This is a genomic window from Aeromonas intestinalis (assembly GCF_054052485.1).
The window spans coordinates 109,939-136,529 of the sequence record NZ_JBSTYK010000004.1 but is presented as its reverse complement, the minus strand read 5'-3'; the positions used below and the strand labels follow the sequence as shown (position 1 = coordinate 136,529).

24 protein-coding genes are annotated in these 26,591 nt (G+C 63.0%); 9 read left to right on the top strand and 15 right to left on the bottom strand.

Annotation, left to right across the window (positions count from 1 at the left end):
- Positions 1-48 precede the first annotated feature (48 nt).
- Positions 49-1,566: an acetaldehyde dehydrogenase ExaC gene (exaC, locus tag ACW5W7_RS06660; protein WP_434666391.1), complete on the top strand. Its 1,518-nt coding sequence runs from the start codon at positions 49-51 to the stop codon at positions 1,564-1,566.
- A 70-nt stretch (positions 1,567-1,636) separates the two neighbouring features.
- On the opposite strand, the gene ACW5W7_RS06655 is transcribed toward exaC, so the two are convergent.
- Entirely contained in the window at positions 1,637-2,425 is a 789-nt protein-coding gene (locus ACW5W7_RS06655; protein WP_434476179.1) for a helix-turn-helix domain-containing protein, read from the bottom strand.
- A 162-nt stretch (positions 2,426-2,587) separates the two neighbouring features.
- Here ACW5W7_RS06655 and ACW5W7_RS06650 point away from each other — a divergent pair, with 162 nt between their 5' ends.
- A complete protein-coding gene (locus tag ACW5W7_RS06650; RefSeq protein ID WP_456501182.1) occupies positions 2,588-3,487 on the top strand; it encodes a DMT family transporter in 900 nt (299 codons plus the stop codon).
- Positions 3,488-3,720: 233 nt separating this feature from the next.
- Here the strand turns inward: ACW5W7_RS06650 and ACW5W7_RS06645 are convergent, their stop codons facing one another.
- From ACW5W7_RS06645 to ACW5W7_RS06630, 4 genes are read right to left on the bottom strand one after another with little or no spacing between them, the layout of a single operon-like run.
- A complete protein-coding gene (locus ACW5W7_RS06645) occupies positions 3,721-4,413 on the bottom strand; it encodes a response regulator (RefSeq protein WP_349921417.1) in 693 nt (230 codons plus the stop codon).
- Between the two features lie 3 nt (positions 4,414-4,416).
- Complete coding sequence (locus tag ACW5W7_RS06640; RefSeq protein ID WP_456501181.1) at positions 4,417-5,982, bottom strand: ATP-binding protein; 1,566 nt, start codon at positions 5,980-5,982, stop codon at positions 4,417-4,419.
- A 17-nt stretch (positions 5,983-5,999) separates the two neighbouring features.
- Positions 6,000-7,550 (bottom strand): oxaloacetate-decarboxylating malate dehydrogenase, encoded by a 1,551-nt coding sequence (locus tag ACW5W7_RS06635; RefSeq protein WP_434666382.1) that lies wholly within the window; start codon positions 7,548-7,550, stop codon positions 6,000-6,002.
- Between the two features lie 10 nt (positions 7,551-7,560).
- Positions 7,561-8,871: a 2-hydroxycarboxylate transporter family protein gene (locus ACW5W7_RS06630; RefSeq protein WP_456501180.1), complete on the bottom strand. Its 1,311-nt coding sequence runs from the start codon at positions 8,869-8,871 to the stop codon at positions 7,561-7,563.
- Positions 8,872-9,143: 272 nt separating this feature from the next.
- Here ACW5W7_RS06630 and slyA point away from each other — a divergent pair, with 272 nt between their 5' ends.
- From slyA to ACW5W7_RS06610, 4 genes are all read left to right on the top strand, one after another.
- Positions 9,144-9,617 (top strand): transcriptional regulator SlyA, encoded by a 474-nt coding sequence (slyA, locus tag ACW5W7_RS06625; RefSeq protein WP_456501179.1) that lies wholly within the window; start codon positions 9,144-9,146, stop codon positions 9,615-9,617.
- A 1-nt stretch (position 9,618) separates the two neighbouring features.
- Positions 9,619-10,674, top strand: coding sequence for an HlyD family secretion protein (locus ACW5W7_RS06620; protein ID WP_456501178.1), 1,056 nt, complete (start codon positions 9,619-9,621; stop codon positions 10,672-10,674).
- Between the two features lie 10 nt (positions 10,675-10,684).
- Positions 10,685-11,713 carry a DUF2955 domain-containing protein gene (locus tag ACW5W7_RS06615; RefSeq protein WP_456501303.1) on the top strand — a complete coding sequence of 343 codons (1,029 nt, stop codon included), beginning with the start codon at positions 10,685-10,687 and terminating at the stop codon, positions 11,711-11,713.
- A gap of 183 nt (positions 11,714-11,896) precedes the next feature.
- On the top strand, positions 11,897-12,256 hold the full coding sequence (locus ACW5W7_RS06610) for an MliC family protein (protein WP_456501177.1): 360 nt from the start codon (positions 11,897-11,899) through the stop codon (positions 12,254-12,256).
- Positions 12,257-12,313: 57 nt separating this feature from the next.
- Here ACW5W7_RS06610 and ACW5W7_RS06605 read toward each other — a convergent pair whose 3' ends face one another.
- The 5 genes from ACW5W7_RS06605 to nrdD all read right to left on the bottom strand — a co-directional run bounded on the left by ACW5W7_RS06605 (position 12,314) and on the right by nrdD (position 15,823).
- Positions 12,314-12,580 (bottom strand): TonB family protein, encoded by a 267-nt coding sequence (locus tag ACW5W7_RS06605; RefSeq protein ID WP_456501176.1) that lies wholly within the window; start codon positions 12,578-12,580, stop codon positions 12,314-12,316.
- The gene (locus ACW5W7_RS06600; protein WP_456501175.1) at positions 12,577-12,723 is read right to left on the bottom strand and encodes a hypothetical protein; all 147 of its coding nucleotides are present in this window, start codon (positions 12,721-12,723) and stop codon (positions 12,577-12,579) included. The genes ACW5W7_RS06605 and ACW5W7_RS06600 overlap by 4 nt, the downstream gene beginning before the upstream one ends.
- 155 nt (positions 12,724-12,878) lie before the next feature.
- Entirely contained in the window at positions 12,879-13,049 is a 171-nt protein-coding gene (locus tag ACW5W7_RS06595; RefSeq protein ID WP_041993510.1) for a YqaE/Pmp3 family membrane protein, read from the bottom strand.
- A 56-nt stretch (positions 13,050-13,105) separates the two neighbouring features.
- The gene (gene nrdG / locus ACW5W7_RS06590) at positions 13,106-13,615 is read right to left on the bottom strand and encodes an anaerobic ribonucleoside-triphosphate reductase-activating protein (RefSeq protein WP_456501174.1); all 510 of its coding nucleotides are present in this window, start codon (positions 13,613-13,615) and stop codon (positions 13,106-13,108) included.
- 90 nt (positions 13,616-13,705) lie between these two features.
- A complete protein-coding gene (nrdD, locus tag ACW5W7_RS06585; protein WP_456501173.1) occupies positions 13,706-15,823 on the bottom strand; it encodes an anaerobic ribonucleoside-triphosphate reductase in 2,118 nt (705 codons plus the stop codon).
- A gap of 446 nt (positions 15,824-16,269) precedes the next feature.
- On the opposite strand from nrdD, the gene ACW5W7_RS06580 reads away from it, so the two are divergent.
- Complete coding sequence (locus tag ACW5W7_RS06580; RefSeq protein WP_456501302.1) at positions 16,270-17,229, top strand: ABC transporter substrate-binding protein; 960 nt, start codon at positions 16,270-16,272, stop codon at positions 17,227-17,229.
- Between the two features lie 74 nt (positions 17,230-17,303).
- Here the strand turns inward: ACW5W7_RS06580 and ligA are convergent, their stop codons facing one another.
- The 3 genes from ligA to ACW5W7_RS06565 all read right to left on the bottom strand — a co-directional run bounded on the left by ligA (position 17,304) and on the right by ACW5W7_RS06565 (position 23,917).
- The gene (gene ligA / locus ACW5W7_RS06575) at positions 17,304-19,310 is read right to left on the bottom strand and encodes an NAD-dependent DNA ligase LigA (RefSeq protein ID WP_456501172.1); all 2,007 of its coding nucleotides are present in this window, start codon (positions 19,308-19,310) and stop codon (positions 17,304-17,306) included.
- Between the two features lie 95 nt (positions 19,311-19,405).
- Positions 19,406-20,527, bottom strand: a complete 1,122-nt coding sequence (gene zipA, locus ACW5W7_RS06570) for a cell division protein ZipA (protein WP_456501171.1) — start codon at positions 20,525-20,527, stop codon at positions 19,406-19,408.
- Between the two features lie 15 nt (positions 20,528-20,542).
- Entirely contained in the window at positions 20,543-23,917 is a 3,375-nt protein-coding gene (locus ACW5W7_RS06565; protein ID WP_456501170.1) for an AAA family ATPase, read from the bottom strand.
- Between the two features lie 109 nt (positions 23,918-24,026).
- Here ACW5W7_RS06565 and cysZ point away from each other — a divergent pair, with 109 nt between their 5' ends.
- Complete coding sequence (cysZ, locus tag ACW5W7_RS06560) at positions 24,027-24,791, top strand: sulfate transporter CysZ (protein ID WP_349921404.1); 765 nt, start codon at positions 24,027-24,029, stop codon at positions 24,789-24,791.
- Positions 24,792-24,925: 134 nt separating this feature from the next.
- Positions 24,926-25,540 carry a trimeric intracellular cation channel family protein gene (locus tag ACW5W7_RS06555; protein WP_042639652.1) on the top strand — a complete coding sequence of 205 codons (615 nt, stop codon included), beginning with the start codon at positions 24,926-24,928 and terminating at the stop codon, positions 25,538-25,540.
- A 95-nt stretch (positions 25,541-25,635) separates the two neighbouring features.
- Here the strand turns inward: ACW5W7_RS06555 and ACW5W7_RS06550 are convergent, their stop codons facing one another.
- Together ACW5W7_RS06550 and ACW5W7_RS06545 are read right to left on the bottom strand one after the other, a co-directional pair.
- Entirely contained in the window at positions 25,636-25,887 is a 252-nt protein-coding gene (locus ACW5W7_RS06550; protein ID WP_456501169.1) for a DUF3862 domain-containing protein, read from the bottom strand.
- Positions 25,888-26,013: 126 nt separating this feature from the next.
- A complete protein-coding gene (locus ACW5W7_RS06545; protein ID WP_349921402.1) occupies positions 26,014-26,559 on the bottom strand; it encodes a DUF882 domain-containing protein in 546 nt (181 codons plus the stop codon).
- Between the last annotated feature and the right edge of the window lie 32 nt (positions 26,560-26,591).

Below are 26,591 nucleotides of genomic sequence, written 5' to 3'. Positions count from 1 at the left end.
CGGCTCCTGAACGGGCCGGTCAGGACCACACACATCAAGGAAAACACGATGATCTACACAGCCCCCGGCCAGGCAGGCGCCCTGGTCAGCTTCAAGTCCCGTTACGACAACTTCATCGGTGGCGACTGGGTAGCCCCCCGCGCCGGGCGCTACTTCGAGAATGTCTCCCCCGTCGATGGCCGGGTGTTCTGCGAGGTGGCCCGCTCCGATGCCGCCGACGTCGAGCTGGCGCTGGATGCGGCCCACAAGGCCTTTGCCAGCTGGAGCAAGACCAGCGTCACCGAGCGCAGCAACCTGCTGCTGCGCATCGCCGATCGCATCGAGCAGAACATCGAACGCCTCGCCGTCGCCGAGACCTGGGAGAATGGCAAGGCGGTGCGCGAGACCCTGGCCGCAGACCTCCCCCTGGTGGTGGATCATTTCCGCTACTTCGCCGGTTGCATCCGTGCCCAGGAGGGCTCCGCCGCCGAGCTGGACCAGAACACCGTCAGCTACCACTTCAAGGAGCCCATCGGCGTGGTCGGCCAGATCATCCCCTGGAACTTCCCCCTGCTGATGGCGGCCTGGAAGCTGGCGCCCGTGCTGGCGGCGGGCTGCTGCAGCGTACTCAAACCCGCCGAGCAGACCCCGGTCACCATCATGCTGCTGATGGATCTCATCCAGGACATCTTGCCCCCCGGTGTGGTCAACGTGGTCAACGGCTTCGGGCCCGAGGCGGGGCAGGCGCTGGCCACCAGCGACCGGATCCAGAAGCTCGCCTTCACCGGTTCTACCGAAATTGGCGCCCATATCCTGCGCTGCGCCGCCGAGAAGCTGATCCCCTCCACCGTGGAGCTCGGTGGCAAGTCTCCCAACATCTACTTCGCCGATGTGATGCAGCACGAGAGCCAGTACATCGACAAGGCGGTGGAAGGCATGCTGATGACCTTCTTCAACCAGGGGGAGGTGTGTACCTGTCCCTCCCGCGCCCTGGTGCAGGCGAGTATCTACGACGACTTCATGGACCGCGTGCTGGCCCGTGCCCGCACCATAGTGCAGGGCAATCCCCTCGACACCGCGACCCAGGTGGGCGCCCAGGTCTCCCGGGAGCAGTACGACAAGATCCTGAGTTACATGGAGATCGGCCGTGGCGAGGGGGCGAAAATGCTGATCGGTGGCAACGCCGCCCGGGTGAGCGGGCTGGAGGGGGGCTTCTACATCCAGCCCACCATCTTCCAGGGTCAGAACAAGATGCGGGTATTCCAGGAGGAGATCTTCGGGCCGGCCCTCGGGGTCACCACCTTCAAGGATGAGGCCGAGGCCCTGGCCATCGCCAACGACACCCAGTACGGGCTGGGAGCCGGGCTCTGGACCCGGGACGGCAACCTGGCCTGGCGCATGGGCCGCGGCATCCAGGCCGGTCGGGTCTGGATCAACTGCTACCACGCCTACCCGGCTCACGCCGCCTTCGGTGGCTACAAGAAGTCAGGCATCGGCCGCGAGACCCACAAGATGATGCTGGATCACTACCAGAACACCAAGAACCTGCTGGTGAGCCACGACATCAACCCGCTGGGCTTCTTCTGATGAAACCTGTCTGACACGACAAGGGCGCCGCTGGCGCCCTTTTTGATCCCCCGGCTGCCCGCTCCCTGCCTTACCGCTCAATGCCCAGCTGCTGGCGGTAACGCTGGGGGGAGCAGCCCAGCTCCCGGTTGAACATGGCGATGAAGGCGGAGGTGGAGCCATAGCCGAGACGCCAGCCGATCTCCTGGATGGGGAGCTCCCCCTTGAGCCAGGCCAGCGCCTTCAACAGCCGCAGCCGCCCCCGCCACTGGCCGAAGTTCATGCCGAGCTCCCGCACGCAGCGCCGGGCCAGGGTGCGCTCGGTGCTGTGCAACTGCTCCGCCCACTGGGCCAGGGTGCGCCCGTCTGCGGGATCGCTGCGCAGGGCCGCCAGCATGGGGGCCAGCAGCTTGTCCTGACTCATGGGCAGGAAGCTCTCCTGGCAGCGGGTGTGGGCCAGCTTCTCGATGAGCAGCTCGGCCTGGCGCCTGTCCCAGTCGTTCTCCATGTGGCCCAGTTTTCGCTCGCAGAAATCCGCCAGCAGGGCCCGGATGAGCGGCGTCATCTCCAGCAGCCTGGGCTCAGTGGGCAGGCGGGCGGCCAGGGGCTGATTGACATAGATGGAGGTGTAGGCCAGCGCCTGCTGGTTGTAGGAGGCGTGCTCCAGATTGGCGGGTACCCAGATGAGGTAGTCCGCCGGGGCTACCAGTCGCTGCTCGTCCAGCACGATCTCCATCACCCCGAGGCTGATCATGCTGAGCTGGCCCCAGGGGTGGCTGTGGGGGGCACAGGCGCTGTCGGCCTGGATCTGCTGGTAGCGCAGATAGAGGGGGTTGGGCTCGGGCAGCGCGAGATCCCGGCTGTGGTAGTGGTGCACCATGATTCATCGTCCTGGCTGGATAAGGTGGCCGCCCCGCGTATGGCCTCCCCACTTCAGCGGGCGCGGCGGGTTGTCCTTTCTGCGGGATAGAATGTCAGTTTTACGTTACTTGATAATAGAAAGACAAGGGTAGACTGGGCCCCTGATACCAAGGAGCCTTCCATGCGACTCTTCTCCCCCCTTCTCTTCCCGCTGATGGCGGTGCTGATCTGGGCCACCAATACCGTGGTCTCCAAGGCCGCGGCCGGCGTGGTCGATCCCGCCGCCATCTCCTTCTATCGCTGGGTGCTCGCCGCCCTGGCCCTGTCGCCCTTCTGCCTGCCCCAGCTCTGGCGCCGCCGGGCCGAATTCAGGCCCTGGCTCGGCAAGCTGCTGGTGCTCTCCCTGCTCGGTATGGTGCTCTATCAGTGCCTGGCCTACTACGCTGCCCACAGCACCTCGGCCACCAACATGGGGGTCATCGGCTCATTGCTGCCACTGCTGACCCTGCTGATCAGTGCCTGTTTCTTCGGCCAGAAGCCCGGCAAGCAGGCGATCGCGGGCATGAGCGTCTCCCTGTTCGGAGTGTTCTGGCTGCTGAGCCAGGGCCGGCCCCTGACGCTGCTGCACAACGGCATCAACCCGGGGGATGGCATGATGCTGCTGGGGGCCGCCAGCTATGCCCTCTATGGCCTCCTGATCCGCCGCTGGCAGTTGCCATTCGGCCCCTGGCTCAACCTCTATGTGCAAATCCTGCTGGCGGTGCTGCTGCTCATCCCGGTCGCCCTGTCCGCCGATTCCCTGGTGGTGCCACGGGAAGGCTGGAGCATGGTGCTGTTCGCCGGCATCGCCTCCTCCCTGCTCGCGGCCTACTGCTGGATGCGGGGGCTCGCCTGCCTCGGGGCCGAGCGCACCTCGGTGTTCATGAACCTGATCCCGCTGTTCACCGCCATGATCGCCGTCACCAGCCTGGGGGAACCCATTCACGGCTACCACCTGCTCGGCGGCGGCCTCATTCTCGGCGGGGTTATGTGCTCCCAGATCAAGCCTCGCAGACGCACTCCCCTGCTGGAAGAAGCCTAGGCAGTGGCGAATGCCACCAGACTGAAGTGAGGCAGTGCAAGATGCTGCCAAAAATCAGAAACAACAAGGGAGCCGAGGCTCCCTTGTTGTTTCTCATGCTGAGGGTGGCAAACCCGCCCGCCTCCTGGCTCACCCGGCGCCAGTGATAACGATGCTCCGGTCGGCCACGCTGGCTGCAAGCGTTGAGATCCACATCCAGCCGGTCTCCCGACCCCGGCGCGTTCCCCGTACGCCTAACCGGCGCGGCGCCAGTGATAACGGCGCTCCGGCCGGCCGCGCTGACCGTAGTTAAGATCCACGTCCAGCTTGTCCTCTGACTCCAGAAACTCCAGATAACGGCGCGCCGTGGTACGGCTGAGGGAGAGGCGCAGGGCCACCGCATCGGTGGAGAAAGAGGTGTCCGGCTCCCCCGCCAGCAATTCCAGCACCTGACGCAAGGTGATGGCATCGATGCCCTTGGGGGTGTCGCGCACCTCCCGCGGCTGGATCCGCCCCTTGCCCATCAGCCGGTCCAGATCGCTCTGTTCCAGCAGGCCGCGCTCGCACAGGCGCCGATGCAGGGTGAGGATTTCGTCAAGACTCTGCTGGATGCGAAACAGCCGCAGCGGCTTGATGATGTAGTCCTGCACACCCAGGTTCAGGGCCTGCTGTATGGTCTCCACATCGCAGGAAGCGGTGACCATGACCACGAACACCTCCCGATTGTGGTTGCGCAAGCGGTTGACCCACTCCAGCCCGGAGCCATCGGGCAGGGAGATGTCGACGATCAGCAACTGGGGCTCGGTGGCCCGCATCATGAGGTCGGCCTGGGCCAGGCTCTCGGCCCGTCCCAGCAAGGAGTAACCCGCGGTCGATCCGACCAGCTCGCCAAGGATGGCGCCGATCCGCTCGTCGTCCTCGATAATAAGCGTGAAGATTGGCTTCATGACTCACACCAATTGGTTTTTATTCAAATAGATACCAAACAATGTGGTCTGTTCGGCGGTGCGCCGCCATTCTATCACACCCCCACGACGAGCCACTGTCTTCTTGACCAGAAAGAGACCCACGCCATGATCGCCGGTCTGGCGGCTCACCCCGTAGTCGAACAGGTGATCCGCCAGCGCCTCATCCACCCCCTCGCCGCTGTCCTCCACCTCGATCACCAGCCGCCGGCCGAAGTCATCGAGGGAGAGGAACACCCTGGGCTCCCGCTGCTGGCGGTTGGCCCAGGCGGCGCGGATGCCGTTGTCCAGCAGGTTGCCGATGCAGGTGATGAGATCCGCCGACACCTCCGCCGGGTACTCCCCGAGGGTTGAGCCGGAGTCCAGCACCAGCTCGACCCCGAGCTCCCGCGCCCGGCTGAACTTGCCGAGGATGAGGCCGGCCACCGGCTTGTTCTCCACCGTTCGCAGCAGATCCTGCAGCATGTTCTGGCACGCCTCGTTCTCCTGCTGGATGAGCTCCACCGCCTGCTCCACGTGGCCGAGCTGCAGCAGACCCGACAGGCTGCTGAGCTTGTTGGCAAACTCGTGGGTCTGGATGCGCAGCATCTCCGCATACTGGCGCAGGTGGGTCACCTGCACCCCCAGGCTGCCGGTGCCGTCCGGCCGACTGAAGATGAGCATGCGTCCGGGCTCGCGGCCGCTCAGCTCCTGCCAGTGACCGACGAAATCCTCCCCCTGCACGGTAAACTGCACACTCCCCTGTTGGTTGAGGGTCGGCAGCAGGGCTGGCGCCAGCTCGGCCAGGGATTGCCCCAGCAGGGCATGACGACCGGTGCCCGGCAGCCGCAACTGATAAAACGCGGCGCTGTTGAGCATCTTGATCCTGAACTGGCCATCCAGGGCCACTATCCCCTCGGAGATCCCCTCCAGCACCAGATCCTGCTGGGCAAAGCGGTTGACGATGGTCTCCGGCTCCAGATCCAGCAGGGTGCGCCGCAGCAGATGTTGCAGCCAGAACGCCAACAGCAGGCCACAGCCCAGCACGGCGCCGATGGCGCTGAGGAGCAGGGCGATGCGCTCAAGGTAGATGCCCTCCACCGTCTGCATCAGGTAACCCACCGCCACGGCACCGATGGCGCGGCCATCCCCGCCGATGACGGGGGAGAAGCAGCGGATGGCCGGACCCAGGGTGCCGACATCCTTGGAGCAGTAGCTGCGCAGATCCTGGATGGCCGGCCAGATATCCTCCCCGCGAAAAATCTGGCCGATGAGCTCGGGTGAGGGGTGACTCAGGCGCCTGGCATGCTCGTCGGTCACCACCATGTAGGCGGCATCGGTGCGCAGCCGCACCCCTTCCACATAGTCCCGAAGGCCCGGATCCCGCCCCAGTTGCAGGGCTTGCACCACCCGGCTGTCTGCCGCCAGCACCCGGGCCAGATCCCCTCCCTTCTCCTGCAGGGTGTTCTCCAGCAGGTGGCGGATGAAGAGGGCGAGCAGCCCTCCCAGGATCAGGATCAGCAGCAACGACAGGCCGAGGGAGAGGGCGACGAATTGGTGGCGCAGTTTCATCTGGTTACCTTGCAAGCTCAGGAGGCGGACCAATAGTGCGGGCGCCACCAGGTCTGGTCAATCATGGGAGCGGGATCGCCGGTGAAATCTGCCAGCCCTTCCTCACGGGCGCAGAGTGCCACCGCCCTGGCCACGGCCCGGGCCACCTCCCCCACCTGCTCGATGGGGGGCAACAGGCGACCGGGCGTCAGGGGATAGGCTCCGACCGCCCGCACCGCCGCCTGCAACATGCCGTCGCTGATCCGCCGCGCCTTGACCGCGCAGGCGCCGAGGCCGATACCGGGGAACACATAGACGTTGTTGCATTGGGAAACGATCCGCGCCTCACCCGCCACCATGACCGGCGAGAAGGGGCTACCGGTGGCGAGCAGCGCCCGTCCCCCCGTGGCCTGCCACACCTCGGTCGGGGTCGCCTCGGCGCTGCGGGTCGGGTTGGAGAGCGGTAGGATCACCGGCTGCTCGCACACCTCCCCCATGGCGCTCAGCACCTCGTCATCGAACAGCCCCCCCTGACCGCTCACCCCAATGAGCACCCCGGGTCTGAACTGGCGAATCAGTTCAGGCAGGGATCCACACGCCTCGGCCGGTGAGCGGGCGAAGGGTTGCTGGGTGGGGGTCAGGTTGGGGCGATCCCGGCACACCAGGCCGAACTGATCGAACAACCAGACCCGCTCCGAGCTGCCCGCCAGCTGGGCCAGCATGGCGGCGATGCCGCATCCCGCCGAGCCCGCCCCCACGATCAGCACCGGGGTGTCGGCAAGCTGGCTGCCCGACTGCTGCAGCCCCGCCAGCACACAGGCGGAGGCCACCGCCGCCGTCCCCTGGATGTCGTCGTTGAACATGCAGAGCTCGTCCCGGTAGCGGGCCAGCAGGTTGGCCGCATGTTTGCCGGCGAAGTCCTCGAACTGCAGCACCACTTGCGGCCAGCGCTGGCGTATTGCCGCCACCACCTTGTCCATGAAGAGGTAATAGTGCTCCCCGTCTATCCGGGGGGCCTGCCAGCCGAGGTAGGAGTCATCCTCCAAGAGCTCGGGGTTGTTGGTCCCCACATCCACGCACAGGGGCAGGGTGCGCGCCGGGTTGATGCCACCGGCGGCGCTGTAGAGCGCCAGCTTGCCGATGCAGATCCCCATGCCGCCGATGCCCAGATCCCCGAGCCCCAGCACCCGCTCCCCGTCGGAGATGACGATGACATCCACTTCCTGCTCCACTGCGGCGAAGATGTCGTCCAGATCGTGCCTGTCATGCCAGGAGAGATAGAGACCGTGGCTGCGCAGATAGAGATCGCTGTGACGCTGGCAGGCTTCCCCCACCACCGGGGTGTAGATGATGGGCAAGAGCTCCGGCAGGTGGTGGCGTACCAGATCGTAAAACAGCACGGGGTTGTCCTCCTGCAACTGGCGCAGCAGCAGGTGTTGATCGAACGGGCTCTGCATGGCACTGACCAGGCGATAGATGCGGCGCCGCTGCTGGGAGAGAGACTCCTCCTTGTGGGGCATGCGCCCCATCAGTCCCTGACGCTTGCGCTCCGCATAGGGCAGGCTGGTGCCCATCATGATGTCGTTCATGCTCTGTTCCTCAAGCCAGCAGGGAGATGATAAGGGTGGCCAGGATCAGCATGCAGGCGCCCCCGAGACGGGAAGAGATCTGGGCAAAGGGCATCAGCTTCATGCGCTGGGCCGCCGACAGCACCGCGACGTCCCCCGTGCCCCCCATGTTGGCCATGCACAGGCCGCCGGTGAGGGCCGCCTCGATGGGATAGAAACCGATCATCCGGCCCACGATGGCCGCCCCCAGAGCGCCCCCCACCACAGTGGTCAGCACCATGATGAAGTAGTTGAGGGAGAAGGCGCCAATGAGCTCGGGAATGCTGGTGTAGGCGACCCCGATCCCCACCAGCAGGGAGGGGGTGAGGTTGCTCACCACGAACTGGTACCAGTCGGCGGCCGCCTGCTCATAGCGGCGTGGCAGCAGGCCGCTCACCTTGATGATGGCCACGGCCAGGATCATCAGGGCGAAGGGGTGCATGGGGATGAAGTTGCCGAGCAACGAGCCCAGCACGAACATGCTGGAACTGATGAACAGACCCAGCCCCAGGCTCTCCAGGGTCGGCGCCTGGACCTTCTCCTCGGCCACGTTGTCGATGCTTTCATTCACCATCAGCTTGCCGTTGCCGGTCAGGGAGGGATAGCGGCGACCGAGGCGAGCCAGCAGGGAACCGACCAGGATGGCCAGGGTATTGGCGATGACCACGGCCGGCACCATGCGCGACAGCAGATCGGCGCTCGACATCTGCAAGGGGCCGGAGAGGATCTCCACCAGGGGAACGGCGCCGGCCCCCATACCGCCGCCCATGATGGGCAGGCCGATGAGCAGCACGGCATTCTTGAAACCATAACCCAGCAGGGTGCCCACCAGACCGACACTGACCAGCGCCAGTACCACGCCCCCCAGGATCACCGGCAGGTAACGCATGGCGGCGTTTTTCAGCAGGGCGCCACTCATGCCGAACACAGAGCCGGTCACCAGGCTCGCGATGAAGAAGTTCAGAAAGCCCCCCTCCTTCATGAAACCCGTGATGACCTGACCCGCCGCCGCCGGCATGATCCCGTATTCGAACAGGGCGGCGCCGCCGAAGATGGCGAGTATGGTGCCACCCCCCAGGTATTCACGGATGGGAGGGATGCGCTCGCCAAGCTCGGTCAGCAGGGTACCGAGCACGAACATCAGTGCCAGGGCCCCGACCATGCCGAGCGGCAATGAGCCGTTCCAGCCCGAGAACAGCACGCAGGTGGCGAGCCCGAGGAAGATCATCATGGGCATGCCGGCGATCTGCTGATCGCTCCAGGCCGCCTTGGCTTGCAATTGAGGGGTAGAGAGGTTTTTCATTGTTATGCTCCAGCGTTGTGGTGTGGCGCCACTCTACTGACCCCTCCCTCCCCTGTCGGTTAGCAGGCCTGCAAAGCCATATAAAAACATTGAAACCTTAAGCACCATTGGGCACGGGGGTGCCTCCCGCCCTCTATCCCTCATGTGCGCTCATTTTCAGGGTGCCTACCACGTTTTGCCGCCAAAAACCTTAACGTGACCTGTATCACACTATTTACTTAGCCTGCGAAATAAATATAATGCTTAGCAGGCTAAGTAAGTGAGACGGTGAGATGGAAAAGGATCTGGAAATGCTGCGAGAGCTCTCTCTCGCCGAACGATTGGGGCGATTGTATCGGTTGTGGCGTACCGTGGCCGATCTCGAGCTCGCCCCCCTTGGCCTGACCCATCCCCGCTGGACGGCCCTGTGGAAACTCAGTCGTCTCGGTGGCCACCTCGGCCAGAAGGCGCTGGCGGAAGCCCTCGAGATAGAGTTGCCCTCCCTGATGCGTACCCTGGGTCAGCTCGAAGAGCAGGGTCTGATCGAGCGCCACTGCTGCAACCAGGACAAGCGGGCCCGTATCGTCACCCTGACCCCGGCCGGCAAGGCCCTGCTCGACCATATCGAGGATCGCATCATGACGATCCGCCAGGAACTGCTCGCCGGCATCAGCCAGCAAGAGCTGGCGCAGTTTGAAGAGATCGTCCACCGCATCAGCGCCAATGCCCTCGACAAGATTGCCAACCAGAACCACGAGAGAGAATAAGATGACCCCGGATCAACAATTCAAGCGCTGGATCAAATGGGCCAGCGCCTGCTTCGTGCTGGTATTTGGCTACTTCCTGCTGGCCGACATCAAGATGCCGCTGACACCGCAAGCCATGGCGACCCGGGTCGTCACCAAGATGGCGCCCCAGGTCAGTGGCAAGGTGGTAGCGGTCAAAGTCACCAATAATCAGCACGTCAAACAGGGGGATCTGCTGTTCGCCCTCGACCCCGTCCCCTTCGAACTGGCGGTGGAACAAGCCCGTCTGGCGCTGGATCAAGCCGAGCAGCAGAACCGCCAGCTGGATGCCAGCTTGAGCGCCGCCAGCGCGGAATACCGCTCCCTGCAGACCCAGACGGCCCAGAAGCTGCGGGAAGCCGCCCGTATCGACGCCCTCTATGGTCGACACATGGTCTCCGAGCAGCAAAAAGATGATGCAGACAGCGCCGCCCGCACCGCCCAGGCCAACCTGCTGGCCAGCCAAGCTCGCATGGAACAAGCCCGCGTCAATCGGGGGTTGACCGGCGATGACAACCTGCTGCTGCGCCAGGCCCGCAATCGCCTGGCTCAGGCCGAGTTGAATCTGACCTACAGCCAGGTGCACGCGAGCCAGGATGGCATCATCACCAACCTGCAGCTCAAGCCCGGCAGCGTGGCTGCCGCCGGAGCACCACTGCTGGCGCTGGTATCGGAGCAGGTGGACGTGATCGCCGATTTTCGCGAGAAGAGCCTGCGCAACATCAGCACCGGCAGCCGGGCCCTGATCGCCTTCGATGGCGAGCCGGGTCGCCTCTACCCCGCCCGGGTCTCCAGCCTGGATGCCGGGGTCAGTGCCGGCCAGTTCGATGCCAACGGTCTGCTGGCCAACCCCGTCGAGTCGGATCGCTGGGTGCGTGATGCCCAGCGCCTGCGCCTGCATCTTGCACTGGAACAGTTGCCTGCCCATCTGCCGGCTGGCGCCCGCGCCACCGTCCAGCTGTTGCCGGACAACGCCCTCAGTGCCCTGTTCGCCCGTGGCCAGATCCGCCTGCTCAGCCTGCTGCACTACATCTACTGATATGGCAACCGTGAACCTCTGGCACAGGCCCCTCACCACCAACGAGCTGCGCCAGTGCCTGCGCATCGCCTTCGGCAGCACGCTCGGCTTCCTGCTGTGCAAGACCTTCGGCTGGAACAACGGGGTCTTCTTTACCGTGACCCCCATGTTGCTGCTCGGCATGGTGCCGGTGATGAACGGTCACGCTGCCCGCCAGCTCATCGCCGCCGGGGTGATGTGCGGACTGGAGGTCGGGCTGCTTGGCGGTCTGTTCGGCAGTCACCCCGGCCTGATGCTGCCCATCGTCTCCCTGCTGTTTCTCTACCGCTTCGCCGCCATGTCCAGGGGCAGTCTGTTTCTGTTTGGCGCCAACGGCGTGCTCAGTCTCAGCATCATGCTGCACTTTGCCAGCTATCCGGGGACCGATTTGAACGACCTCATCTTTGGCAATCTCTGGGCCAACGTGCTGTCGGTACTCATCGCCTACCTGATGACGGCCCTGCTGCCGGACGTCGAACCGCGCCCCAAACCGGTTCCCTCCCCCAAAGCGCCGCACCGCATGCGACATGAGGCCCTGCTCGGCGCCAGCATCGCCACCCTGTCGTTCATGGTGTTCCAGCTGTTTGACCTGCGCGACTCCATGTCCGCCCAGGCCACCACCCTACTGCTGCTGTTTCCCATGCACTGGAACGGCGCCCTCGACTACGCCCGCAAGCGGGCCATGGGCACCCTGCTGGGAGTCAGCTTCGGCCTCATCGGCCAACTGCTGCTCTATGACTGGTCAGGTCAACTGCTGCTGGTGACCCCCTTGCTCTGGCTTGGCGCCATGCTGTTCAGCCATGCCCATGTGAAGGAGGCCAGCGGCTCCGGCGTCGGCTTCGGGGCCCTCACCACCCTCGGCATTCTGTTTGGCCAGTACCTGACCCCGGGCAATGACCTGGTGTTCAGCGCCCTCTATCGGGTGAGCAGCATCATGTTTGCCATCGTCGTCACCCTGCTCGCCTGCTATCTGCTTCACCGCCTGTTGAATCACTTCGAGGCGACCCGTTTCGGCCACTGACCCCTTTTTCTGCTGCTCATGGATGCGCACCTTTTCGCCCCGCTATGCCTACCGGGGCGTTTTTTTATCCCTCGCCGCGGACATCGGACGGACGCATCTAGACGCACCCGTGCCCCTCAAAGGTTGCAGTTGTACCCGAGCCTGTTAGGCTCAACCCCATATGACACCGTTCAAGGATTCAACATGAAACACGCCAAGCTCTGGTTGCTGGCCATGGGGTCATTGACCCTGCTCAGCGGCTGCGAATTCGGTGCCGGCAAGCTGGGAGTGACCGGCGGTGATGCCGTCACCTATCTGTGCGAACAGAATCAAAAAATCCAGGTTCGCTACTTCTCCCTCTCGGACGACAGCCTGAACTTCATCAAGCTGGCCCTGCCGGATGGCAAGGATTATACCCTGCCCCAGGCTGTGTCCGCCTCCGGCGCCCGCTATACCGATGATCATGAAGTGGTCTGGTGGAACAAGGGCAAGGAAGGCTTCGTGGAGATGCGGGATCAGGCCGGCGAGTGGCAAAGCCGCTACAACGACTGCAAGGAGCAGTGAGGCTCCCCTCCCTGAACAGACACCCCGGCCAGGCCGGGGTGTCTGCTTTTGCACTGCTTATCGCATTTCCCATGGCGGATCGGCCCTGAGGCTGAAGCGCCCCACCACCTGCACCGGAATGGCATCCGGGTTCTGTTCAGCCGCCCGGTAGCGCAGCTTTGAGAGTGCCGTCAGCGCAGCTATCTCCAGCACGCCAGCGGGTTCTGCCGCGAGGATCTCTGGGCTGAACAGGTTGCCGTTGGAATCGATGAGGTAGCGAACATCCACATAGCCTTCCACCGGTTTGGCCATTCGTCTCTTGACGGGTACGGAGAATCGCGTCACCTCCCCTCCTGTACCCAGTAGTTGCAAAGCTCATCCATGGGGATCTCTCGTGGAGGCTGATTCAGCTTCACGGTAGGGCTGGGGCTGGCACAACCGCCCAGCAGAGCGAGGCTGGCCCCCAGCAGCAAGACAGGCAAACGCATTTAACACTCCCTGTGTCATGACCGTTCAACACCTTGAACAGCCGCTTATCCCGCCCGGAATTGTCAGGTAGAGGAGCCCATTCGGGAAGTCCCCATCTGGCGGGCAACAAAAAGGCCAACCCCGAGGCTGGCCTTTGTTCAGGACGAAGACTCCATCAAGCGCGCTTGTCGGTCACCACCAACCAGAGCGCATGCACCATGCCGGGCAAACCGCCGAGCAGAGTCAGCACTATGTTGATTAAGAAATGCAGGCTGAAACCGACCTGGATAAAGGCGCAGACCGGGGGCAGGAAGATGGCCAGCAGGATCTTGAGCAGATTGTTCATCAGGGTTCCTCGTTAAAGATGATTCGGGCTTGGCCTAACCATAAACAGCCTTGGCCTCAACTGCAAACCAGGCATGGGATCCGCTCCCCGCTTTTTCGCCAGCCGTTGAGATCATGGATCTGCTGATTGCTGCTGCCGCGCCAGAGCAGACCCGGATCCGCCAACCCCTTCTCGAACTTGCCATCCACCAGCACATCCAGCAAGGCGACCAGCTCCCGCTGGGCCGGGCTGAGCTCGCCAAGCAGATAGCCGGTCCAGCACCAGATGTCCTTGCCCGGGCACTCGGCCCGCACCCGTTTTACCAGTGTCAGCACAAAGGGCACGTTGGCGGGGTGAAGCGGATCGCCGCCCGACAGCGACAGCCCGCGCCGCTTGATGCGCGTGTCGTTGAGATCCCGGATGATGCGATCGCTCATGGCTTCATCGAACGGCTTGCCACCGTCGAGGCGCCAGGTGCTCTGGTTGTAGCAGCCGGGGCACTGGTGCTCGCAGCCCGACACGAACAGGGTGGCACGGGTGCCGGGCCCGTTGATCACATCGACCGGGTAGTACTGGTGGTAATGCATCTCGTCTCTTCCCCCATCACGGGCACTGGGCCCGCCAATAAAAATGGCTCCCTCATCATCAGGAGCCATCTCATTGCTTGGCCGCCTGGCTTACATGTGCTTGACGCGGCGCTTGACCTCTTCCTGCTTGCCCGCGTTGAAGGGGCGCGCATCCGGGCTGCCGAGGTAGCCGCAGACACGACGGGTCACCGACACCTTGGCCGGATCGTGGTTGCCGCAGCGCGGGCAGGTGAAGCCCTTGGAGGTGCACTCGAACTCACCGGTGAAGCCGCAGTCATAGCACTCGTCGATGGGAGTGTTGGTGCCGTAGTAGGGCACCTTGTCGTAGCTGTAGTCCCAGACGTTCTCCAGCGCCTCCAGGTTGTGCTGGATGTTGGGGTACTCGCCGTAGCAGATGAAGCCGCCGTTGGCGATGGGCGGATAAGCTGCCTCGAAGTCCAGCTTGTCGTAGGGGTTTACCTGCTTCTCCACGTCCAGGTGGAAGCTGTTGGTGTAGTACCCCTTGTCGGTCACCCCGGCCACCACCCCGAACTCCTTGGCATCGATGCGGCAGAAACGGGTACAGAGGTTTTCGCTCGGGGTGGAGTAGAGACTGAAACCGTAGCCGGTCTCCTCTTTCCACTCGTCGGTCGCGGCCCGCAGCCGGGCGATGATGTCGACGGCCTTCTGGCGCAGCGCCTCGCTGTCGAACAGATGGGTCTGGGTACCGAACAGGGCGTTGATGGTCTCGTGCACCCCGATGTAGCCCAGCGAAATGGAGGCGCGGCCGTGCTTGAAGATCTCGCTGACGTTGTCGTCGGCTTTCAAGCGCACCCCGCAGGCCCCTTCCATGTAGAGGATGGGGGCGACCCGGGCCTTGACCCCGTCCAGGCGTTTGATGCGATACATGAGCGCCGTCTTGGCGACCCGTAGGGCAGCGTCCAGCCGGTCCCAGAAGTCCGCCTCGTCTCGGGATTTCAAGGCGATGCGGGGCAGGTTCAGGCTCACCACCCCGATGTTGTTGCGCCCCTCGTGGATGAGCTCGCCGTTTTCCTCGTAGGCGCCGAGGAAGGAGCGACAACCCATGGGGGTCTTGAAGGAGCCGGTCACCTTGACCACCTGGTCGTAGTTGAGGATATCCGGGTACATCCGCTTGGAGGCACACTCCAGCGCCAGCTGCTTGATGTCGTAGTTGGGATCCCCGACCTTGTGGTTGAGGCCGTCCTTGATGGCAAACACCAGTTTCGGGAACACCGCCGTCTTCCTGTTCTTGCCAAGACCGGCGATGCGGTTGCCGAGGATGGCACGCTGGATGAGGCGAGACTCCCAGCTGTCCCCCAGGCCGAAGCCGAAGGTGACGAAGGGGGTCTGACCGTTGGCGGTGTGCAGGGTGTTCACTTCGTATTCCAGGGACTGGAAGGCGTCGTGACACTCCTTCTCGGTGCGGGCCATGGCGTAGGCATCCACGTCGGCAATGTCCCACTCCTCGGCCACTTCCCGATGCTTCTGCCAGCTGATGGTCACATAGGGGGCCAGCACCTCGTCGATGCGGTTGATGGTGGTGCCGCCATAGATGTGGCTCGCCACCTGGGCGATGATCTGGGCCGTCACCGCAGTAGCGGTGCTGATGGATTTCGGAGTATCGATCTCCGCGTTGCCCATCTTGAAGCCGTGGGTCAGCATCCCCTGCAGGTCTATCAACATGCAGTTGAACATGGGGAAGAAGGGGGAATAGTCGAGATCGTGGAAATGCAGATCGCCGCTCTCGTGGGCCTGCACCACCTCGCGGGGCAACATGTTGCTGGTGGCGTAGTGCTTGGCGACGATGCCCGCCAGCAGATCCCGCTGGGTCGGGATCACCTTGGAGTCCTTGTTGGCGTTCTCGTTGAGCAGGGCTGCATTGGTCTGCTCCACCAGACCACGGATATCCTGAGCGAGGCGACCACGTGCCTCGCGGGCCAGATCCCGGTCATGACGGTATTCGATGTAGGCACGGGCGATGGCCTTGTCGTCGGAGGCCATCAGATGATTTTCGACCCGGTTCTGGATCTCGTGGATGTCCACCTCGGCCCGCCCTTCCAGCTCCAGGCTGACGGCGGTCGCCACCTGCTCACCCAGCCCGGGATTGGCCAGACTGACTGCCGCCGCCGCCCGGCTCACCGCCTCGGCGATCAGCTGGGCATTGAATGGCGCGCGACATCCATCACGTTTTATCACAACCGGTTTCATCTCTATTCCCCGCGTTAAAGGCCAGGCTATCGCCCTTGGCTCACCCTGTTAGGCTCCCTCCCCCACGCTCTGTCCTCGGCGCAAATAAAGGCAGCCGAGGCTTGGCGCCTGGGCTGACACTGGGGAGACAACGACTTATGCACAGCTTAATAACACAACATATAGGGTTAAAATTAGAGTGTATACCTATATGTGGTGTCTATTAGGCACCAAAGCCGCCCCCTGTTTCTTGATCCACATCAGGTTTTGGAAGGAGTGGCGCAGTTCACAGCCAGCGTCAAAAGAGCCCTCAACAACCAACCCCAGACGGGAGGCGGGCTGGGGCGGATCCGGCGACTCTGGGTAGGGATGGCATCATCCGACAACAATTGACCGAAGCATCCGCCGGACAAAACACACATACTGGGAACAGTCTCCTCCAGAGGGAAATTCAAGTGTTCAAGGTGATGTTGCTGTTCACGCTCTTGCTGTCGCTGCCGCTTCGGGCGGCCGAGGTTCTGGTGATCAGCAGCTATCACCCGGACAACCTGTGGGATCAAACCTACAGTGCCAGCCTGCAGGCACACCTCAAGGAAGGGCATCACGTCCACTACTTCTACATGGACACCAAACGTCAGCCTACTGCGGCGATGCCCCTTATCACCGAACAGGCGATGGCGGCTTACCGGCAACGCAAACCGGACCTGGTGGTGCTCGGGGACGACAACGCCATCAATGCCCTCGCCCGACGCATCGCCACCGCAGGCACCCCCGTGGTCTTCCTCGGCATGAACGAGAATCCCCGTCACAAGGGATTGGTGGGGCACCCCAGGATCACCGGTGTGCTGGAGCGGCCCCTGCTCAAGCGCAATATCAGCGAGATGAGTCAGCTGATGGGGGGCATAGACAAGGCCCTGGTGCTGTTCGATCAGAGCGAGGTGTCCCGCACCGCCATCGCGGATGAGTTCAATGACCAACCCGAACCGCGGGTGGGGCATACCCGGGTCAGCAACCAGCAGCTCAATGACTTCCGGCGCTGGCAAGAGGCCGTGCTCAGCAGCCGGGAAAAGGGCTACGGGGCCCTCTTCATCGGTCTCTACCATACCCTGGTGGATGAACGGGGCGAGCACGTGAGCGAGCAACAGGTGCTGGAGTGGACCAGCCAGCACAGCCCCGTGCCCCTGTTCTCCTTCTGGGAGTTCTCCGTGGGCAAGGGACGGGCCATCGGCGGCCTAGTACTCAATGGTCACGCCCAGGGGGAGCGAGCCGCCGAACTGACCAACGCCATCCTGGCGGGCACCTCTCCCGGTGCCCTGTCACCCCGCGCCGCCATACGTGGGGAGTATGTGTTCAGCCGTGATGAACTGGCCCGCTGGCATCTCCAGCTCCCTGACAAATGGCAAGCCAAGACCCAATGGCACGACTGACTCTGGCAACGGCTGCCCCTTGAATACGACAAACCCGGCCATCGGCCGGGTTTGTCGTTTTGCAACGCCAGGTTTCAGGACTGAAGTGCTGCCTGCAACTCCTCTTCCGTCCAGACGGTAATACCGAGCTCCTGCGCCTTCGCCAGCTTGGATCCCGCCGCTTCACCGGCCACCAGCACATCCGTCTTGGCAGAGACGGAACCCGCGACCTTGGCCCCCAGCGCCTGCAACGCCGCCTTGGCATCATTACGTGACAGCTGGGTGAGGGTGCCGGTCAGCACGAAGGTCTTGCCCGCAAACGGCTGCTCGTGTGCCTCCTTCTTCTCGATGGCCGGCCAGTGGATGCCGGCCGCCAGCAGGGCATCCAGCACCTCGATGTTGTGGGGCTGGCGCAGGAAGTAGTAGACATGCTTGGCTACCACGTCCCCCACATCCGCCACCGCCAGCAACTGATCCACGCTGGCTGCACGCAAGGCATCCAGGGTCAAGAAATGGTTGGCGAGATTGAGCGCCGTCGCCTCGCCCACTTCACGAATGCCGAGGGCAAACAGGAAGCGCGGCAAGGTGGTGCTGCGCGCCGCATCGATGGCGGCCACCAGGTTGAGGGCGGATTTGGGCCCCATCCGATCGAGGTCTGCGAGCTGAATGGCGGTGAGACCGAACAAGTCTGCCGGCGTCTTCACCAGCCCCTTGTCCACCAGTTGCTCCACTATCTTGTCACCGAGGCCGTCCACATCCATGGCACGGCGGGCGGCAAAGTGCTTGATCGCCTCCTTGCGCTGAGCCTCGCAGAAGAGACCGCCGGAGCAGCGGGTCACCGCCTCCCCCTCCAGCCGCTCCACCGCCGAGCCACACACCGGGCACTGGGTGGGGAAGAGGATCTCGCGAGCATCCTCCGGACGCCTGGCCTCCACCACGGCGACGATCTGCGGGATCACGTCCCCCGCCCGGCGCACGATCACGGTATCGCCGATCATGACGCCGAGGCGTTCAATCTCGTCGGCGTTGTGCAAAGTGGCGTTGGAGACGGTGACACCGCCGACGAACACGGGTTTGAGCTTGGCCACCGGCGTCACGGCGCCGGTACGGCCGACCTGGAACTCCACGTTCTCGATCAGGGTCATCTCCTCCTCGGCGGGGAACTTGTGGGCCGTGGCCCAACGCGGGGCCCGGGCGACGAAACCGAGCTCCAGTTGCAACGTGATGTCGTCCACCTTGTAGACCACACCGTCGATCTCGTAGGGCAGATCCCCACGGCGGGCCAGAATGTCATCATGGAAAGCCTGGCAACCGGCGGCCCCCTCTTTGAGTTTCACCTCCGGGCTCAGCGGCAGTCCCCACTCCTTGAGCTGCGTCAGGCGGCCAAAGTGGGAATTCCCCAGCTCGTCCCCACCAACTCCGACACCGTAGGCGTAAAAACTTAAAGGGCGGCTCGCCGTGATGCGCGAATCGAGCTGGCGCAGGCTGCCCGCCGCGGCGTTGCGCGGGTTGACGAACACCTTCTCGCCGGCGGCCAGCGCCTTGGTATTCATCGCCTCGAAGCCCGCCTTGGGCATGAAGACTTCTCCTCTCACCTCCAGCCGGGCAGGCCAGCCCGCGCCGCGCAAAGCCAGGGGGATCGCCTTGATGGTGCGCACGTTCTCGGTGATCTCCTCCCCCGTGGTGCCATCCCCCCGGGTGGCGGCCTGCACCAGCTGACCGTCCACATAGAGCAGGCTGACCGCGAGGCCGTCGAGCTTGGGTTCACAGCAGAACTGGAAGCGTATCTCGCGCTTGAGGCGATCCCGCATGCGCTGTTCAAAGGCCTGCAGCTCTTCGTCGCTGAACACGTTGTCCAGGCTCAGCATGGGGATCTCGTGGCGCACCTGGCTAAAGGCCGAGAGCGGCTGGCCGCCGACCCGGACGCTTGGAGAGGTCGGCGTCTTCAGCTCGGGATGCTCGGCCTCCAAGCTCAGCAGCTCGCGCATCAGGCGATCGTATTCGGCATCCGGTACCGTGGGGTTGTCCAGCACATAGTATTGATGGCCGTACTCGGTCAGCAGATCACACAGTTGACGGTGGCGGGAGAGGATGTCGCTCATGAGGAAGTCTCGGACTGTGGTTGGAATAATAAGTTAACCGCACAAACAAAAATGCGGTACCAGGTACCGCATTTTTCAATTCAGACAGCAGAGGCTCAGTCGCGGCTGGCCTCGTAAGCCGCCAGCTCCTGACGATAGCGGGCGATGTCATCGTCGCTGAGCGGGCTGCGGCTCGCGTCGGTCAGCATGGCATCGAGATCGCTTGCCAGCTGGTCGGCGGCCTGCAACATGTGCTCGAACGCGAAGGCGGCGTTGCTGCGCAGGGGCAGTTGCATGAAGAGGGACACGCCCGGCGTGCTGAATTGCTCCATACGATAGGGGTTGAAGGTGCCCGGTTTGACCATGTTGATCATGGAGAAGAGCACTTCCCCCTTACCACCCAAGTCTTCGTGACGGTGGAAGATGTCCATCTCGCCAAACTTGAAGCCAAGCGCCAGCAGGGAAGAGAGCAGGGTCGCCCCTTGCAGATCCTGACCAGGGCGCGCCATCAGGTTGATGACATAGACATCCTGCCAGATCTTCTCGACCGGTTCCCGCATGGGGGCTGACTCGGCTTCTTCGTATGCGGGCTCGTCATCGTACTCCGGCTCTTCATAAACAGGAGCGGGGGCGGCCTGACGGAGCTGAGGTTCGGGAGCTGGCGCACGGGCACCGAAGGTCGGCGCCTGGGCATAGGCAGGCTCCACCAGCGGCTCTTCGTCCAGCGGCTGCATCATGGGCTCACGCTGAGGACGGGATCTGTGTACCGGGGTGCGACGAATGACCTGGGCAGGCTTGCGTACCGGCGCGGCAGGGGCCTCCTCGACGGGCTCGGGGCTCGGCTCGTCATACTCCTCTTCCTCATAGGCGGGAGCTGGGGCTGGCGCGACCGGACGGGGAGCAGGCTTGCGAACCACAGGGGGCGGCAGGTCGGCGTCATCATCCTCGTCGTCGAAGTCGGGGGCGGGAGCACGGCGGATGGCTTCCGGCTGGCGGGCTTCATCGCCACGCAGCTTGGGTTCGGCACGACGGCCACCACTGACCACCCGCACCTGACCGATGCCATCACTGTCAAACGCATCGTTGTCACGTTCCCGCGACTTGGATTCCATCCGGCCAAGGGGTTTTTCCTTGATCGGTGCCTGACGGTTCTTTCTGTTGCTCCACAACCCGTGAATGAGCAATGCCGCAATGGCAATTCCGCCCAGGGCAACCAAGATGTAACGCAATTCCTGCATTAGCTGCTTCTCTTTCTAGTTTTGCTCAGCCAAAGCGACGGCTTCACCGATATCGACCGACACTATGCGAGAAACCCCGGGCTCTTGCATAGTGACGCCTATCAGTTGCTCAGCCATCTCCATGGAGACCTTATTATGACTGATGTAAACGAACTGTACTGTGCTCGACATCTCTTTGACAAGAGAACAGAAGCGACCCACGTTCACTTCGTCGAGCGGTGCATCCACCTCATCCAGCAGACAGAAGGGCGCTGGATTGAGTCTGAAGATGGCAAAGACCAGCGCAAGGGCCGTCAACGCCTTCTCCCCCCCGGAAAGCAGGGCAATGGTAGCATTCTTCTTGCCCGGAGGTCTTGCCATGATGCTCACTCCGGCCTCCAAAAGATCATCCGAGGTCAACTCGAGCCAGGCACTGCCTCCCCCGAACACTTTTGGAAAGAGGGATTTTAAATCTTCGTTGACCTTATCGAAAGTGTCGCGGAAGCGTATTTGTGTTTCTTTATCAATTCTTTTAATGGCTTGGCTCAGGGTTTCGAGTGCTTGCTCCAGATCCTGGCACTGATTTTCCAGGTAGGTTGAGCGGGTTTTCGCCTCTTCGTATTCCTCGAGAGCCGCCAGGTTGATGGCGCCAAGCGCTTCCACTTGCGCCTCCAGGGTCTGGATCTCCTGACGCAATTTGCTCCGATCGGCGGCGATCAGCACGGCCTGATCGAGATCCACCAACCGCACCCCGAGCTCCTCGAACTGCTCGTGCAGTCCCTGACGGCGGGTCAGGTTACGCTCCCGCTCAAGCCGAAGCTGGGCCAGCTTCTCCTGCAGGGTCACCAGCTGCTTGTGAGCCGCACTGCGCGCCTGATCCAGCTCCTTCAATTGCCGCTCCAGTTCGCTGAGCCGCTGATGACAAGCCAACTGCTGCGCCTCAAGTTGCTGCTGCTCGGCAAGCAGCGGGGAAAGATCCTGCAGTGCCTGTGCATCCGGCCCCTTGAGCTCCGCCAGTTCCAACCCGAGGCGAGATAGCTCCTGTTCGCGCAAGGCGATGAGCTGCGACAGGTTTTGCTGCTCCAATTGCAGACGCTGACAGTCGGCCTGCTGCTGCTCTCGCCGCAGCCGCGCCTCCTCCTGCCCTCGCTCCGCCGTACCGACACGCTCCTGGGCCAGTTGCAGTGCCTCGGCAAGCGCATCCCCCTGCTCCTGCCGCTCGGCCAGTTGCGCCTCTTCCAGTTCGAGACGCTGGGACAGGGTGACGGCGCGCTGCGCCTCCTCTGCCTGCTCCTTGTCGAGCCGAGCCAGCTCTTCGCCGAGCTGCCCCAAACGCTGCAAGCGCGCCTGACGCTGACCTTCCTGCAGACTCCAGGCTTCTCGCAGTTGCTGCCACTCTTGCTCTTGTTCCCGCAGGCGGCGCTGACCTAGCTCGAGGGCACTGTGCAAGCTGGCGCGCGTCCCATCCCTCGTCCTCAACTCCTCATCCAGATGAGCCAGCGCCTGGCGGCTCGTATTCAATTCGGTGTGTAACCGCTCACGTTCTCCGAGCAACGCCAGAGTACCGAGGGCCCCGCCCTCCCCAAGATCGGCCCAGTTAGAACCAAACCAGTCGCCTTCGGGGGTAAGCACGGACTCACCGGCGCCAAGCCCGGCGAGGCGGGTCTGCGCCTCCTCCCGGTTTGCCACCAGCCAGATCGCGTTGAGGAAGGCGGGAATATGCGCCCCTTCGATCCGGGCCGCCAGGGTTCCCGCTACCGGGGCCTGAGCCGGACCAATCCAGAGTCCGTTTTGCTCAAGGTTGCACAGATCCGCCGGCCGGGCGGTGAGCCAGCGGCCGAGTACCTTGTCCAGGGCCTGGGCCCAGTCGGGGGAGACCTGCAGTCGATCCGCCAGGGTATCTCCCTGCATCTGCTCTCCCAGGATCTGGCTGAGGGTGGTGAGGCGCGCCTCCAGCTCCCGTAATTGGCCCTGTTGCTCGCTCTGCCTGGCCTTGCACTCCTCATGACGGGCCACCGCCTCCTGCCACTGTGCCTCCTGCTCGGCGCAGCGCACACGACTCAGCTCAAGTTCGGCAGTCAGCGTATCCAGCCTGGGCTGCAGCGTCTCGTCCTCCCCACCGAGGGGGCCGCCCTGCTCATCTTCCAGCTTGAGACGAGCCAACCGGGTCTTGGCTTGCAACTCCTGCAGACCACTCAATTCGACGCGGGTCTGGTTGAGCCGTCCCTGCGACTCGCCGATACGCTGCTGCCACTGCTGCTGTTGCTGGCGCGCTTGTTCCAACCCTTCGCCGGCAGCCCGTCGCAGCCCTTGCTGGTCAGTGAGCAACTGCTCACACTGCTCGAGGCGTGCCGACGCCAGCTCCCCCTTCAGGACTCCTTCGGCAAGCTGTGCCTGCTGACTCGCGAGCTGGACCTTGATCTCCTCTATACGCGCAGCCAAAGCCTGCCGTCTCTGTTGCCAGTCACGGCCCAGTTCGGTCTGATGCAGTTGTTGCTGCTCGAGGCGGGCGATGGCCTGACCACCGAGGAAAATCTGTTGCTGGCGGCTCGCCTGCTCGGCCTGGGCCTCCTGACGCGCCACCGACAGAGTGACGTGGCACCCTTCATCGGCGGTACGCTTGGCATCGAGGGCCGCCAGCGCCTGCTCGGCCTGGGCCAACTCGCTCTTGGCATCGCCAAGACGGGTCTCCAGCGCCCACAATTCGGAGCCAATGAGCTCGGCACGGGCGGCGCGACTGCGCTGCTTGAGCTGCTTGTAGCGTTCGGCAGTCTCGGCCTGAGCCTTGAGATGCTCGAGACGGGAGCCCAGCTCGCCACGGATGTCGCCGAGACGCTCCAGATTCTCCTGGGTGTGGCGAATACGTTGTTCGGTTTCCCGGCGCCGCTCCTTGTAGCGGGAGACCCCGGCCGCCTCTTCCATGAACAGCTTGAGATCGGCGGGACGGGACTCCACCAGCCGGCTGACGGTGCCCTGTTCGATGATGGCGTAGCTGCGAGGCCCGAGACCCGTGCCGAGGAAGAGATCGGTCACGTCCTTGCGGCGGCACTTCTGGCCGTTGATCTGGTAATGGTTCGAGCCGTCGCGCAACACTTCGCGGCGCACAGAGATCTCGGTAAAGCGGCCAAATTCACCGGGAACCCGGTTGTGGGGGTTGTCGAATACCAGCTCCACCGAGGCGCGGCCATGGGCACTGCGGTTGATGGAGCCGTTGAAGATGACGTCCGTCATGTTCTCGCCCCGCAGATGGCGGGCCGAGCTCTCTCCCAATACCCAGCGCACCGCGTCGATGACGTTGGACTTGCCGCAGCCGTTGGGCCCGACCACGGCGGTCATGTCGGCGCTAAGCTCGATGCGGGTCGGCTCTACAAACGACTTGAAACCGGCGAGTTTAATCAATTTCAGACGCATGAGGGCCTATCTGGGTAACGAAATATCGAAGAGGCGGGCAGGCGACTTTACCAAATCAAAAGCTTGTTTGTAATATGCAGGCAGTTTCCCGTTAACAGATGGAGCTCAGATGAGCCAATCCCCCAAGATGGTCAAAGACTCGGTCAGCGGTGCTGACTACTTCCTGCGCGGCTTTTCCCTTATCCGCCAGCCCGGGATCCGCACCTTCGTGATGATCCCGTTGCTGGTCAACGTGGTGCTGTTCGCCGGTGCCTTCTACGCGCTGCTGCTGCAGCTGGACGGCCTGTTTGCCTGGCTGCATCAGCAGATCCCGTCCTGGCTCAGCTGGCTCGACTACCTGCTCTGGCCCATCGCCCTCATCACCATCCTGGTGGTGTTCTCCTTTATCTTCAGCTCGGTGACGAACTGGATAGCCGCCCCCTTCAATGGTCTGCTGGCGGAGAAGGTGGAACAGATCCTCACCGGCGAGACCATGAGCGACACCGGCATGCTGGACGTGGTCAAAGATGTGCCGCGCACTTTCGGCCGCGAGTGGACCAAGCTCAAATACTATCTGCCCAAGGCCATCGGCTGCCTCATCCTGTTCCTCATCCCCGTGGTGGGTCAGACCCTGGCTCCCGTGCTCTGGTTCCTGTTCAGTGCCTGGATGATGGCTATCCAGTACGTGGACTACCCGTTCGACAACCACAAGATCGACTTCACCACCATGCGCGACGCCCTCAAGCAGCGCCGTGGCAAGTGCCTGAGCTTCGGTGCCCTGGTGACCCTCTTCTCCGCCATTCCGGTGGTGAACCTGTTCGTGATGCCGGTCGCCATCTGCGGTGCCACCGCCATGTGGGTGGATCAATACCGGGCCGAACAACTGCGCCGTTAACCGGTTCAGGCATAACCTAAAGCGGGGGCGAAAGCCCCCTTTTCATTACTTAATCTAATGCAACATCGACTATGCTTGCCGCGCCATTGCTGGATTGTTAGGATGCGGTCCTTTCTCGTTCCCTGGTATTACTCATGTTACATGCACTCTTCTTGCTCGGCCTGGTGGCCGAAGGGATGACCGGCGCGCTGGCGGCGGGCCGGCGACGGATGGATCTGTTTGGCGTGGTGATCATCGCCTCTGCCACCGCCATCGGTGGCGGCACCATCCGGGACGTGCTGCTGGGGCACTACCCATTGCTCTGGGTGGAACATCCCGAATATGTGCTGCTGGTGGCGGGCGCCGCCATGGTCGGGGTCATCTCGGCCCCCCTGATGCGCTATCTCGGCAAGCTGTTCATGGCGCTGGATGCGCTGGGACTGGTGGTCTTCTCCATCTTCGGGGCGGCCCGGGCGCTGGAGATGGGGCACGGTGCCGGCATCGCCTGCATCATGGCGGTAGTGACCGGGGTCTTCGGCGGCGTACTGCGGGATCTCCTGTGCCAACGCATCCCGCTGGTGTTTCGACGCGAGCTCTATGCCGCCGTCTCCCTGGTCACGGCCGGGCTCTACTGTCTCGCGCTGGATCAGGGGCTCCCCAATGATTGGGCCGCCTTCGGTGCCCTGGGGATCGGCTTCGTGATGCGGCTGCTGGCGGTGCGCTTCAAGTGGGGGCTGCCTACCTTCAATTACCAGTACGCCACCCACTGAGTACGCCAGCTTCTGGCCAGAATGGGCGGATAACAACCAATAAAAAAAGCGCCGGAAGGCGCTTTTTTTATTGGGGGGGACGGCACGAATGCGCCTCAGTTGATCCCTTCCGAGCTGAAGAAGGTGGCCTTGTCGGCGATGAAACGCACCTGGATGTTCTTGCCATCCTTGCCCCAGAGACAGCTGGTGGTGCCGAGCGCATCGTCGCAGCGATCCGCCTTGCCGAGCACGGTAGTGGCTTCGGCATAGCTCATGCCCACCTTCAACTTGTCGTAGTTCTCCCGGTTCAGCTTGCTGCAACCGGTCAACAACAAGGCGATCATTCCCCCGATCAGGATCTGCTTCATCTCTCTCTCCTCTGGCTAGTGACCAGAGCCTAGCAGTTGATGCCCCCTGATTGCCAGCATGGTTAGATTTCGAATGAAGCCCAACATGAAACCATCACGGCTCAGCGCGACCGCATTCGCTTACTATCACCAACTGCGGACGGGGCCGGTATCCAGGTGCACGAAGTTGTCGGAAGGGTAGTAACCGACGCCGCCCACCTTGAGGTTGAGGGCCGCCTTGCGCAGGTGGGCCAGTTGCACCCCGGGAATGCGCACGTCCACCGCCTGCCCCAGGGTATGGTAGCTGTGCTTGGCGACCCCCCGGCTCTTGCGACGCTTCTGATTGTTCGTCTGAGGAGAGCGATAACCGGAGATCAGCTGGATCTCCCCTTTTCGCCCCAGCTTGTGCTGCAGCAGAAAGAGTTGGTCAAACAGCTTCTTATCGATATTAAACACTTCATTTCTGCGGTAATCGCGGAAGATATGATTAAGTTCTGCCAACCCATCGGTCAGATAGTGGCCGTTCTCCCAATAACTGGCCTGCACCCGCTCGCCGGTATTGAGGTTGAAGAAGCTCAACTCCCGCCCCGAGGTACTGCGGCTCGCCATGGCGGGGAACGACAACAGGCTGGTGCCCATCAGGCAACCGGCCCCCAGCAGCAGACGGCGTCGGCTTATCTCTTGTTCCAGCATCCGTGGTCCGTCCATCGCATATTTAAGTGGAT

Bases quoted from the DNA above. Each gene is read 5' to 3' on its own strand.
- zipA (WP_456501171.1), bottom strand. From the start codon at position 20,527: ATGCAGGAATTGCGTTACATCTTGGTTGCCCTGGGCGGAATTGCCATT.
- ACW5W7_RS06565 (WP_456501170.1), bottom strand. From the start codon at position 23,917: ATGCGTCTGAAATTGATTAAACTCGCCGGTTTCAAGTCGTTTGTAGAG.
- ACW5W7_RS06620 (WP_456501178.1), top strand. From the start codon at position 9,619: ATGACCCCGGATCAACAATTCAAGCGCTGGATCAAATGGGCCAGCGCC.
- ACW5W7_RS06630 (WP_456501180.1), bottom strand. From the start codon at position 8,871: ATGAAAAACCTCTCTACCCCTCAATTGCAAGCCAAGGCGGCCTGGAGC.
- ACW5W7_RS06580 (WP_456501302.1), top strand. From the start codon at position 16,270: ATGTTGCTGTTCACGCTCTTGCTGTCGCTGCCGCTTCGGGCGGCCGAG.
- exaC (WP_434666391.1), top strand. From the start codon at position 49: ATGATCTACACAGCCCCCGGCCAGGCAGGCGCCCTGGTCAGCTTCAAG.
- ACW5W7_RS06545 (WP_349921402.1), bottom strand. From the start codon at position 26,559: ATGCTGGAACAAGAGATAAGCCGACGCCGTCTGCTGCTGGGGGCCGGT.
- slyA (WP_456501179.1), top strand. From the start codon at position 9,144: ATGGAAAAGGATCTGGAAATGCTGCGAGAGCTCTCTCTCGCCGAACGA.
- ACW5W7_RS06600 (WP_456501175.1), bottom strand. From the start codon at position 12,723: ATGCGTTTGCCTGTCTTGCTGCTGGGGGCCAGCCTCGCTCTGCTGGGC.
- nrdG (WP_456501174.1), bottom strand. From the start codon at position 13,615: ATGCATTACCACCAGTACTACCCGGTCGATGTGATCAACGGGCCCGGC.
- ACW5W7_RS06610 (WP_456501177.1), top strand. From the start codon at position 11,897: ATGAAACACGCCAAGCTCTGGTTGCTGGCCATGGGGTCATTGACCCTG.
- ACW5W7_RS06640 (WP_456501181.1), bottom strand. From the start codon at position 5,982: ATGAAACTGCGCCACCAATTCGTCGCCCTCTCCCTCGGCCTGTCGTTG.
- ACW5W7_RS06595 (WP_041993510.1), bottom strand. From the start codon at position 13,049: ATGAACAATCTGCTCAAGATCCTGCTGGCCATCTTCCTGCCCCCGGTC.
- ACW5W7_RS06550 (WP_456501169.1), bottom strand. From the start codon at position 25,887: ATGAAGCAGATCCTGATCGGGGGAATGATCGCCTTGTTGTTGACCGGT.
- ACW5W7_RS06635 (WP_434666382.1), bottom strand. From the start codon at position 7,550: ATGAACGACATCATGATGGGCACCAGCCTGCCCTATGCGGAGCGCAAG.
- cysZ (WP_349921404.1), top strand. From the start codon at position 24,027: ATGAGCCAATCCCCCAAGATGGTCAAAGACTCGGTCAGCGGTGCTGAC.
- ligA (WP_456501172.1), bottom strand. From the start codon at position 19,310: ATGAGCGACATCCTCTCCCGCCACCGTCAACTGTGTGATCTGCTGACC.
- nrdD (WP_456501173.1), bottom strand. From the start codon at position 15,823: ATGAAACCGGTTGTGATAAAACGTGATGGATGTCGCGCGCCATTCAAT.
- ACW5W7_RS06645 (WP_349921417.1), bottom strand. From the start codon at position 4,413: ATGAAGCCAATCTTCACGCTTATTATCGAGGACGACGAGCGGATCGGC.
- ACW5W7_RS06650 (WP_456501182.1), top strand. From the start codon at position 2,588: ATGCGACTCTTCTCCCCCCTTCTCTTCCCGCTGATGGCGGTGCTGATC.
- ACW5W7_RS06555 (WP_042639652.1), top strand. From the start codon at position 24,926: ATGTTACATGCACTCTTCTTGCTCGGCCTGGTGGCCGAAGGGATGACC.
- ACW5W7_RS06655 (WP_434476179.1), bottom strand. From the start codon at position 2,425: ATGGTGCACCACTACCACAGCCGGGATCTCGCGCTGCCCGAGCCCAAC.